This window comes from Brevundimonas sp. (assembly GCF_035626975.1).
GTDB lineage: Bacteria > Pseudomonadota > Alphaproteobacteria > Caulobacterales > Caulobacteraceae > Brevundimonas.
Window position 1 is genome coordinate 1 of sequence record NZ_DASPMQ010000015.1, and the last position, 9114, is coordinate 9114.

The 9114-nt window shown below is 70.1% G+C and carries 11 protein-coding genes; 3 read left to right on the forward strand and 8 right to left on the reverse strand.

Translation table 11 applies throughout. The features are described from left to right. Positions 1 to 340: 340 nt before the first annotated feature. The 3 genes from VEB62_RS03975 to VEB62_RS03985 form a co-directional block, all read right to left on the reverse strand. Positions 341 to 1693, reverse strand: a complete 1353-nt coding sequence (locus VEB62_RS03975) for an amidohydrolase family protein (protein WP_324795680.1) — start codon at positions 1691 to 1693, stop codon at positions 341 to 343. Then, positions 1693 to 3189, reverse strand: a complete 1497-nt coding sequence (locus VEB62_RS03980) for an amidohydrolase (RefSeq protein ID WP_324795683.1) — start codon at positions 3187 to 3189, stop codon at positions 1693 to 1695. The genes VEB62_RS03975 and VEB62_RS03980 overlap by 1 nt, the downstream gene beginning before the upstream one ends. Positions 3190 to 3272: 83 nt before the next feature. Further along, complete coding sequence (locus VEB62_RS03985) at positions 3273 to 3551, reverse strand: DUF167 domain-containing protein (RefSeq protein WP_324795686.1); 279 nt, start codon at positions 3549 to 3551, stop codon at positions 3273 to 3275. Between the two features lie 100 nt (positions 3552 to 3651). On the opposite strand from VEB62_RS03985, the gene VEB62_RS03990 reads away from it, so the two are divergent. Continuing rightward, on the forward strand, positions 3652 to 4002 hold the full coding sequence (locus VEB62_RS03990) for an ArsR/SmtB family transcription factor (protein WP_324795688.1): 351 nt from the start codon (positions 3652 to 3654) through the stop codon (positions 4000 to 4002). Continuing rightward, positions 3995 to 4468, forward strand: coding sequence for an SRPBCC family protein (locus VEB62_RS03995; RefSeq protein ID WP_324795690.1), 474 nt, complete (start codon positions 3995 to 3997; stop codon positions 4466 to 4468). Before VEB62_RS03990 ends, VEB62_RS03995 begins: the two co-directional genes overlap by 8 nt. A 60-nt stretch (positions 4469 to 4528) precedes the next feature. On the opposite strand, the gene VEB62_RS04000 is transcribed toward VEB62_RS03995, so the two are convergent. Both VEB62_RS04000 and VEB62_RS04005 read right to left on the reverse strand, forming a co-directional pair. After that, positions 4529 to 5458 carry an electron transfer flavoprotein subunit alpha/FixB family protein gene (locus VEB62_RS04000; RefSeq protein ID WP_324795693.1) on the reverse strand — a complete coding sequence of 310 codons (930 nt, stop codon included), beginning with the start codon at positions 5456 to 5458 and terminating at the stop codon, positions 4529 to 4531. Then, positions 5458 to 6222 carry an electron transfer flavoprotein subunit beta/FixA family protein gene (locus VEB62_RS04005; RefSeq protein WP_324795696.1) on the reverse strand — a complete coding sequence of 255 codons (765 nt, stop codon included), beginning with the start codon at positions 6220 to 6222 and terminating at the stop codon, positions 5458 to 5460. Before VEB62_RS04005 ends, VEB62_RS04000 begins: the two co-directional genes overlap by 1 nt. Positions 6223 to 6331: 109 nt before the next feature. Between VEB62_RS04005 and VEB62_RS04010 the strand changes: the two genes are divergently transcribed. After that, on the forward strand, positions 6332 to 6664 hold the full coding sequence (locus VEB62_RS04010; RefSeq protein WP_324795699.1) for a hypothetical protein: 333 nt from the start codon (positions 6332 to 6334) through the stop codon (positions 6662 to 6664). Positions 6665 to 6668: 4 nt separating this feature from the next. Here VEB62_RS04010 and VEB62_RS04015 read toward each other — a convergent pair whose 3' ends face one another. Genes VEB62_RS04015 through ahcY form a run of 3 tightly spaced genes read right to left on the reverse strand, consistent with a single transcriptional unit; the run spans position 6669 to position 8864 of the window. After that, positions 6669 to 7241 carry a cob(I)yrinic acid a,c-diamide adenosyltransferase gene (locus VEB62_RS04015; RefSeq protein ID WP_324795702.1) on the reverse strand — a complete coding sequence of 191 codons (573 nt, stop codon included), beginning with the start codon at positions 7239 to 7241 and terminating at the stop codon, positions 6669 to 6671. A gap of 4 nt (positions 7242 to 7245) precedes the next feature. Beyond that, positions 7246 to 7449, reverse strand: a complete 204-nt coding sequence (locus tag VEB62_RS04020; protein ID WP_324795705.1) for a twin transmembrane helix small protein — start codon at positions 7447 to 7449, stop codon at positions 7246 to 7248. Between the two features lie 23 nt (positions 7450 to 7472). Further along, positions 7473 to 8864 carry an adenosylhomocysteinase gene (gene ahcY / locus VEB62_RS04025; RefSeq protein WP_324795707.1) on the reverse strand — a complete coding sequence of 464 codons (1392 nt, stop codon included), beginning with the start codon at positions 8862 to 8864 and terminating at the stop codon, positions 7473 to 7475. Positions 8865 to 9114 lie beyond the last annotated feature (250 nt).

Sequence of the window (9114 nt, forward strand, 5' to 3'; positions counted from 1 at the left end):
CCCTCCCCATCTGCGATGGGGAGGTGAGGACGGGTTTCACCTCCCCACCCCGTGGGGAGGTGGCCGGGCCGCGATCAGCGGGCCGGACGGAGGGGGCGGCGCGGGCGTCGACAAGCTGTTTGCTCATCACTTCCGGCCGGCGTCGCCCCCTCCACCGCCGTTCCGGCGGTCCCCCTCCCCATCTGCGATGGGGAGGTGAGGCTGGGGTTTCACCTCCCCACCCGTGGGGCGGTGGCCAAGCCGCGATCAGCGGGCCGCACGGAGGGGGCGGCGCGGGCGTCGGCCCGTTCTTCGCCCATTCGCCCGACGCGAACGGGAGGTGGGTTGCGGTTCGCCTTCCCTACCGGCTGTACGCCGGGGGCATGGCGCCTTCGCCGCCGCCGGCGTAGCGGTCGCGCAGCAGGAACTGGCGGCTGGTCGGGGCCTGTTCCTGGCCGTTGACGAAGATGGTTTCGGCGAGGCTGAGCGGCTCCAGCGGGTCGCCGGACCACACCACCACGTCGGCGGCGGCGCCGGCGCGCAGTTCGCCGAACTGGCCGGCCATGCCGAAGATCCTCGCCGGATTGACGGTGATCGCCTCGATCGCGGACTCGTAGGACAGGCCGTGCGAGACGGCGTTGCCGGCGTTGTAGCGGGTCTCGCGGGCGCGATGGATCGAGCCCTCATTGCCCTTGATGGCGATGGTCACGCCAGCGGCGTCGAGCACGGCGGCGTTCTGCATGCGCGTCGCCCGGGTCTCGATGCTGCCGGGCAGGTTGGAGATCGGATTGAGCAGAACGGGGACGCCGGCGGCGGCGATCTGGTCGGCGACCAGCCAGCCCTCCTCGGCCCCGTCGAGGATGATCTTCACGCCTTCCTCGCGGGCGAGGCGCAGCACCTGCTGGATGTCGGCGGCGCGGCGCACGGTGACGATCAGCGGCATGTCGCCGTTGGCGACGGGGATCAGCGCCTCGAGGTCGGCCCGCGACAGGCTGAGGTCGCGCAGGCCGGCGCGGTCGTAGGCGGCGCGGTTGCGGGCGTAGAGGCGGACCTCGGCGAGGGTCTCCCTGAACTGGACGAACTCGGCCCCGCGCGCGCCGCCGGCGACTCCGGCCCCGGCCTCGCCGAACGGGGCGACCATGGCCACGCGCGGCTTGACGAGGATGTCGGTCCCCTCGGCCAGATGGATGATGGCGGCCTGTCCGGCGAACAGGCTGGGCGACTGGTAGCCGCCGTCGCCGACGCCGGCGAAATCGCTGTCGTCATGGGCGTGGCCGCCGCCCCCGCCGCCCGGATGGCTCGGGACCACGATGGCGCGGGTGATGCCGCCGAGGCGGGCCACCGGCAGGGTGAAGGACCACGGATCGAGTCCGTATGAGACGTCGAACGAGGCGCTGATGCTGTTGGCCCCGTTGGTCAGGTCGTCCGAGCCGCCGACCGACGAGATCTCCGAGCCGCCGAGGCCGCTGTCGACCGCCACGAAGCCGGGGGCGACGACCTTGCCGCGGGCGTCGATGACGCGGGCGCCCGAGGGGGCGGCGCCGGTCCCGACCGAGACGACCCGGCCGTTCTGGATCACCACGGTGCCGTTCTCGATCACGGAGGTCCCGGTCAGGACGCGGCCGCCGGTGATGGCGGTCAGCTCCTGGGCCAGGACGGGCGAGGCCAGGGCGGCCGCCGAAACGGCCGCGAGGATGAGGGTCCTGAGGCGCATCAGCGGGCTCCCTGGGTGACGTTGGCGGCGGAGACGCCGTAGCCGGGCTGGCCCAGCTCGAAGTCGGAGACCGGCTGATAGGCGGGGTTGAAGCGGTCGAAGGCGAGGCCGCCGTCGATGAAGACCTGGTCGGCGCGGGCGTAGACGCTGAACGGATTGGCGCTCCAGATCACCACGTCGGCGCGCTTGCCGGCCTCGAGCGAGCCGGTCTGGTCGGCGATGCCGAGCGACCGGGCCGGGTTGAGCGTGACCCAGGCGATGGCGCGCTCCTCGGGGATGTTCATGCCGATGCGGCGGCCGGCGGCGAGGGCCGCGGCGGCTTCCTGGTTGAGGCGCTGGGTCAGTTCGGCGTCGTCGGAATGGATGACGGCGCAGGAGCCTTCCGGCGCGTCGACGAGGGCGGCGTTGGCCTCGACCGCGTCGAGCGCCTCCATCTTGAAGCCCCACCAGCCGGTCCACATGTCGGCGCAGATGCCCTCGCGGGCCAGCAGGGGCGCGACCTTGTAGGCCTCGACCGCGTGGTGGAAGGCGGTGATGCGGTAGCCGAACTCTTTGGCGATATCGATCATCACCGCCATCTCGTCGGCGCGGTAGCAGTGGTTCTGGACCAGGACGGAGCCGTCGAGCACGCCGGCCAGGGTCTCGAGCTGGAGGTTGCGGGTCGGGGGCGAGCCCTCGCCGTCCTCGCGCCACTTGTCCCACTTGGCCTTGTACTCGCGGGCGGCGATGAAGGCGGCGCGGTAGCCGGCGACATTGCCCATGCCGGTGGCCGGGGAAGTGTTGCGGCCGCCGTAGACGCGGCTGGGGTTCTCCCCGCAGGCCATCTTCAGGCCGTAGGGGGCGCCCGGGAACTTCATGCCCTGCATGGTCACCGAGGGGATGTTGCGGACGGTGACGCCGCGGCCGCCGAACAGATTGGCCGAGCCGGGCAGGATCTGGAGGGTGGTGACCCCGCCGGCGCGGGCGGCGTTGAAGCCGGGGTCCTGCGGCCAGATCGAATGCTCGGCCCACACCTGGGCGGTGTTCGGGCTGGTGGCCTCGTTGCCGTCGCTCATGCCCTGCACGCCGGGCGAGGGATAGACGCCGAGGTGGCTGTGGGTGTCGATGATGCCGGGGGTGACGAAGCGGCCCTGGGCGTCGATGCGGCGGTGGCCGGCCGGGATCGGGGTCGAGGCCCCGCCGACGGCGGCGACGCGGCCGTCGGTGACGATGACCACGCCGTTGTCGATGCGCTGGCCGGCGCCGGTGAACACCACGCCCCCCACGATGGCCATGTTTTCGCGGGGCAGGCCGCGATAGGTCGAGGGGAAGGGGTCGGGATTGGCCGCGACGTCGAGGCCGCGGGCCAGCGGCTCGGCCGCTTCGGCGTCGGACGAACCGTCCGCGGCGGGCGCGGCGTCATCGCCGGTGGTGGCGCAGGCGGACAGGGCCAGGACGCCGGCGAGGACGCAGGCGAGGGCGGCGAGGCTGGGGCCCCGCAGGCGGTTGACGGTCATCGGACGCTCCCCTGATGCGCCGGCGGCGCAGAACGAGGGGGGATTACAAGAGGCTTGGCCGCGATCCGTCAAAGGCGGAAACATTACAATCCCGTAATACGGGTCCGCATCTCATCGTTCGACAATCCGTCGATCCGGACCATTTTCGTCCTCGACTGCCCGCCCCGATCGATGGTCACCGCCGAACGGCCGACGCCGAGGGTCTTCGCCAGCAGGCGGACAAGGGCGTCATTGGCCTCGCCCCCGACCGGGCGGGCGCGGACGCGGACCTTGAGGACGGGCCGGCCGTCGGCGTCCGTCCCCCAGCCGTCGATGCGGTCGGCGGCGGCGCCGGGCGTGAGGCGGACGGCGAGACTGGCCATGGGGACGGGAGAGCAGATCGGGCGCGGTATTTCAACGCCGCGCCCCGGACCGCTCGACCGCCCTTGCGTGTCGGCGATCGGGGCGCTAACACTGTACCAAATGGTTCAGTATTCGACATCTCGCCTCAGTGACTCCTTCTCCGCCCTCTCCGACGCCACCCGTCGGGGCGTTCTGGAGCAGCTCGGGCGCTCGGACGCCTCGATCACGGAGCTCGCCGACCGGTTCCACATGACCCTCACGGGCATGAAGAAGCACGTCGGGGTCCTGGAGCAGGCCGGTCTGGTCACGACGGAAAAGGTCGGGCGGGTGCGGACCTGCCGGCTCGGCCTGCGCCGGCTCGAGGAAGAGGCGGCCTGGATCGAGACGTACCGCCAGCTCTGGGCCGCGCGTTTCGACGCGCTGGACGGGGTGGTCGAGGAGTTGAAACGCAAGGAGAAGACCGATGACTAACCCCACCACCATCGAACGGACGTCCGGGCGCGAGCTCGTCGTTACGCGCATCTTCAACGCCCCCGCCCGCATCGTGTTCGAGGCGTGGACCAGGCCCGAGCTGATGAAGCGGTGGTGGGCGCCGAAGTCGATCGGCGTGCCCCTGCGGTCCTGCGAAATGGACGTTCGGGTCGGGGGAACCTACCGCCTCGAGTTCGGGCACGACGGCTCGGAGTCGATGGCGTTCGTCGGCCGGTACCTCGACGTGCAGCCGCCCTCGCGCCTCGTCTGGACGAACGAGGAAGGCGAGGACGGCCCCGTGACCACGGTGACCTTCGAGGAGAGGGACGGCAGGACGCTCCTGACCGTCCACGAACTCTATCCCTCGAAGGAGGCCCTCGACGCCGGCCACGGGGCCGAGGAAGGGATGCCCGAGCAGTTCGAACAGCTGGACGCGCTGCTGGCTGCCCTGGCCGCGAGCGTGTGATGAAAAAGGGCGCGGGCCCGAAGGCGCCGCGCCCGTCTCGACCGGGTTTGTGGCCGAAGCCTACCCCAGCGCCTTCATCAGTTCCGGCACGGCGGTCTTGTAGTCGGCGACCCAGCCGAAGTCGGCGATCTGGAAGATCGGGGCGTCGGCGTCCTTGTTGATGGCGACGATGACCCTGGAGTCCTTCATGCCGGCGAGGTGCTGGATGGCGCCCGAGATGCCGATGGCGATGTAGAGGGCCGGGGCGACGACCTTGCCGGTCTGGCCGACCTGGTAGTCGTTGGGGGCGTAGCCGGCGTCGACGGCGGCGCGCGAGGCCCCCACGGCGGCGCCGAGCCGGTCGGCCAGCGGGTCCATGACGGCGTGGAACTCTTCCGCCGAGCCGAGGGCCCGGCCGCCGGAGACGACGATCTTCGCGGCGCCCAGCTCGGGGCGGTCGGACTTGACCATCTCCTCGCTGACGAAGGCCGACTTGCCGGCGTCGGCGCCCGGGATGCTCTCGACCCTGGCCGAACCGCCCCCGGCGGCGGCGGCGAAGCCGGTCGGGCGCACGGTGATGACCTTCTTCGCGTCGGACGACTGGATCGTCTCCAGCGCGTTGCCGGCGTAGATCGGGCGGACGAAGGTATCGGCCGAGACCACCTCGACGATGTCGGAGATCGGGGCGACGTCCAGCTTCGCGGCGATGCGCGGCATGAAGTTCTTGCCGTCCATGCTGGCGGGCGACAGGACGGCGTCGTAGCCGCCGGCGAGGCCGACGACCACAGCCTCGACCGCCTCGGCCAGATGGTGGCCGAGGGCGACGGACTCGGCCAGCAGGACCTTGCGCACGCCGGCGATTTTCGCGGCGCTGTCGGCGGCGGCCTTCGCCCCCTGGCCGACGACGAGGATGTCGACGTCGCCCCCGATGGCGGCGGCGGCGGTCACCGTCTTGTGGGTGGTCTCGCGGACGGTCGAGCCGTCGTGGTCGGCGATGACGAGAACGGCCATTACAGCACCCCCGCGGTCTTGAGTTTGGCGACCAGATCGGCCGCGTCGGTGACCTTGACGCCGCCGCCGCGCCTGGGCGGCTCGGCGACCTTCAGGACCTTGAGGCGCGGCGCCGTGTCGACGCCGTAGTCGGCGACCGCCTTGACGGCGATCTCCTTCTTCTTGGCCTTCATGATGTTGGGCAGGGAGGCGTAGCGCGGGGTGTTGAGGCGCAGATCGACGGTGACCACGGCCGGCAGGGTCGCGGCCAGCGTCTGGATGCCGCCATCGACCTCGCGGGTCACCGTGGCCTTGCCGCCGGCGATCTCGATCCGGGCGGCGAAGGTGGCCTGGGGCCAGTCGAGCAGGGCGGCGAGCATCTGGCCGACGGCGTTGTTGTCGCCGTCGATCGACTGCTTGCCCATCAGGACGAGGTCGGGCTTCTCCTCGTCGACCACGGCCTTGAGCAGCTTGGCGACGGCCAGCGGCTCGAGGTCGGCGTCGGACTGGATCAGCAGGCCGCGGTCGGCGCCCATGGCCAGGGCGGTGCGGATGGTCTCCTGGGCCTGGGTCGCGCCGATGGAGACGACCACGATCTCGTCGGCCGTGCCGGCGGCGTGGTGCTCCTTGCCTTCCTTCATGCGCACGGCCTCCTCGACGGCGATTTCGTCGAACGGGTTCATGCTCATCTTGACGTTGGCCAGATCGACGCCGGTCTGGTCCGCCTTGACGCGGGCCTTGACGTTGGAGTCGATCACCCGTTTGACGGGGACGAGTACCTTCATTGCGCTGTCCATGAGATCGCCGGAATGTGCGGGCAGGGAATGGAACGCCTGTCCCGGCCTGTCAACGTAACGCCGCGTCAACCGGGCCGCGCGCCCACGGAGACCATCGATGCACCGCCTGATGACCATGAAGCGATTGAGCGTGCTGTTCCTGGCCACCTTCGCCGTGCTGCTGGTCGGTGTGTTCGCCTATCAGGCGCTGGTGGTGGCGCCGGAGGACCGCTGCGAGGCGGGCGGCGGCTGGTGGGATGCCGAGGGCGCGGTCTGCGCCCGGCCGATCTCCGTGGCCGAGAAAATCAGCGAGCTGAAGGGCCTGAGCCGGGCGGAGGCCTCGAACCTGCGCAACCGCGAACTGGTCGAGCTCGAGGACCGGCTGGCCGCCGCCAGGGACGCGCGGAACGCCGAGGTGGAGCGGGAGCGCGCGGCCCTCGCGGGCCGCTAGTCCCTCAGCGGGTCGCGCCAGGAGCCCATTTGACGTCGCCGGCGCCGTCGGCGTTGGCGCGGCGGGCGGCGACGAACAGATGGTCCGACAGGCGGTTCAGGTAGCGGATCGCCACCGGCGAAAGCACGCACCCGGCTTCCCGCGCGCGGACGGCGTCCCGCTCGGCCCGGCGGCAGACGGTGCGGGCGAGATGCAGGTGGGCCGAGAGGGCAGAGCCGCCCGGCAGGATGAAGCTGTCGAGGGCCGTCAGGCTCCCGTTCATCCAGTCGATCTCCTGCTCCAGCCGCTCGACCTGGCCGTCGAGGATGCGCAGGGCCTCCCATCTGGGCGGCGGTTCGTGCGGGGTGGCGAGGTCGGCGCCGAGGTCGAACAGCTCGTTCTGGATCCGGCCCAGCATGGCGTCGATGCGGTCGTGCTGGCCGGCGTGCAGCCGGGCCACGCCGAGCACCGCGTTCAGTTCGTCGACCGACCCGTAGGCCTCGACCCGGGGATCGGTCTTGGACACCGGGGCGCCGGACGCCAGCCGCGTCTCGCCGCCGTCGCCGGTCTTCGTATAGATGCGGTTGAGCACCACCATCCGGTCAGGCTCCGTAGGTGGATTTCCACCACATGCCGGCGACCAGCAGCGCGATGGCCAGCGCCTGGAGCGCGACGCGGAGCCGCATCAGCCTGTTGGAGCGCGAGCGCGCCTCCGGCCCGGTCTGGTAGAGCGAGCGGAGGCCGAAGGCGAGGGTGATCGCCACCGCGGCGATGGCGATCAGGATGAGGATGTCGAAGACGGTCATGGCCCTATCCTAGGGCGCGGGGGTCAGTAGCGGTAGTGGTCCGGCTTGAACGGGCCCTGGACCGGCACGGAGATATAATCCGCCTGCTCGGGTTTCAGCGTCGTCAGCTTCGCGCCCAGCTTGTCGAGGTGCAGTCGGGCGACCTTCTCGTCGAGATGCTTGGGCAGGACGTAGACCTGGTTCTGGTACTGCGCCTTGTTGGTCCACAGCTCGATCTGGGCCAGCGTCTGGTTGGTAAAGCTGGCGCTCATCACGAAGGACGGATGGCCGGTGGCGTTGCCGAGGTTCACCAGACGGCCTTCCGACAGCAGGATGATCTTCTTGCCGTCCGGAAACTCGATGTGGTGGACCTGCGGCTTGATCTCGTCCCACTTGAAGTTCTTCAGGCCTGCGACCTGAATCTCCGAGTCGAAGTGGCCGATGTTGCAGACGATGGCGTTGTTCTTCATCGCCCGCATGTGGTCGACGGTGATGACGTCCTTGTTGCCCGTGGCGGTGACGAAGATGTCGGCCTTGCCGGCGACGTCCTCGAGGGTCTGGACCTCATAGCCTTCCATGGCGGCCTGCAGGGCGCAGATCGGATCGATCTCGGTGACCACCACCCGGGCTCCGCCCTGGCGCAGCGAGGCGGCCGAGCCCTTGCCGACATCACCGTAGCCGCAGACCACGGCGACCTTGCCGGACAGCATAACGTCGGTGCCGCGGCGGATGGCGTCGACGAGCGATTCCCGGCAGCCGTAGAGGTTGTCGAACTTGGACTTGGTGACGCTGTCGTTGACGTTGATGGCGGGGAACGGCAGCTCGCCCCGCTCGGCCATCTGGTAGAGGCGGTGCACGCCGGTGGTGGTCTCTTCGGAGACGCCGCCGATGGCGTCGCGGATGGCCGAATAGAAGCCGGGCTTCTCCTTCAGATACCGCTTCATCACCGCGTAGAGGGCCTCCTCCTCCTCGTTCTGCGGATTGTTCAGGACCGAGGGGTCCTTCTCCGCCTTGGGTCCGAGCACGCACAGCAGGGTGGCGTCGCCACCGTCGTCGAGGATCAGGTTCGGATAGCCGCCGTCCGCCCATTCAAAGATCCTGTGGGCGTAATCCCAGTACTCGACCAAGGTCTCGCCCTTGACCGCGAACACCGGCGTGCCGTTGGCGGCGATGGCGGCCGCGGCGTGGTCCTGGGTCGAGAAGATGTTGCACGAGGCCCAGCGCACCTCGGCGCCCAGCGCCTCCAGCGTCTGGATCAGCACCGCCGTCTGGATGGTCATGTGCAGCGAGCCCGCGATCCGCGCGCCCTTCAGCGGTTTCGCCGCGCCGTATTCCGCCCGCAGCGCCATCAGGCCCGGCATTTCGGTCTCGGCGATGGCGATTTCCTTCTCGCCGTAGGCGGCGAGCGACAGGTCGCGGACGATGTAGTCGGTCATGAAAGCCTCTGGAAAACCGCTGGCGCGTCTGGGATCGGGCGCCGCTATAGCCCGCCGGCCGATCAGGGGCAATGAACATATAAGGATATCCTTATATGAAGCTTCGGACAGAAACGGGCTACCGGCTCGCGGACCGCCGGTTTCCATGCCACCATCCGCCCGGGGAGGAGCGTGATGACGGCAGACGGACTCAGTCGACGCGTCCTGGGCGGCGCCCTGCTCGGGGCGCTGGCCGCGCCCGGCCTTGTGC

Excerpts from the sequence above, each read along its gene's own strand:
- VEB62_RS03975 (WP_324795680.1), bottom strand. The coding sequence starts at position 1,693 with ATGCGCCTCAGGACCCTCATCCTCGCGGCCGTTTCGGCGGCCGCCCTG.
- VEB62_RS03980 (WP_324795683.1), bottom strand. The coding sequence starts at position 3,189 with ATGACCGTCAACCGCCTGCGGGGCCCCAGCCTCGCCGCCCTCGCCTGC.
- VEB62_RS03985 (WP_324795686.1), bottom strand. The coding sequence starts at position 3,551 with ATGGCCAGTCTCGCCGTCCGCCTCACGCCCGGCGCCGCCGCCGACCGC.
- VEB62_RS03990 (WP_324795688.1), top strand. The coding sequence starts at position 3,652 with ATGGTTCAGTATTCGACATCTCGCCTCAGTGACTCCTTCTCCGCCCTC.
- VEB62_RS03995 (WP_324795690.1), top strand. The coding sequence starts at position 3,995 with ATGACTAACCCCACCACCATCGAACGGACGTCCGGGCGCGAGCTCGTC.
- VEB62_RS04000 (WP_324795693.1), bottom strand. The coding sequence starts at position 5,458 with ATGGCCGTTCTCGTCATCGCCGACCACGACGGCTCGACCGTCCGCGAG.
- VEB62_RS04005 (WP_324795696.1), bottom strand. The coding sequence starts at position 6,222 with ATGAAGGTACTCGTCCCCGTCAAACGGGTGATCGACTCCAACGTCAAG.
- VEB62_RS04010 (WP_324795699.1), top strand. The coding sequence starts at position 6,332 with ATGCACCGCCTGATGACCATGAAGCGATTGAGCGTGCTGTTCCTGGCC.
- VEB62_RS04015 (WP_324795702.1), bottom strand. The coding sequence starts at position 7,241 with ATGGTGGTGCTCAACCGCATCTATACGAAGACCGGCGACGGCGGCGAG.
- VEB62_RS04020 (WP_324795705.1), bottom strand. The coding sequence starts at position 7,449 with ATGACCGTCTTCGACATCCTCATCCTGATCGCCATCGCCGCGGTGGCG.
- ahcY (WP_324795707.1), bottom strand. The coding sequence starts at position 8,864 with ATGACCGACTACATCGTCCGCGACCTGTCGCTCGCCGCCTACGGCGAG.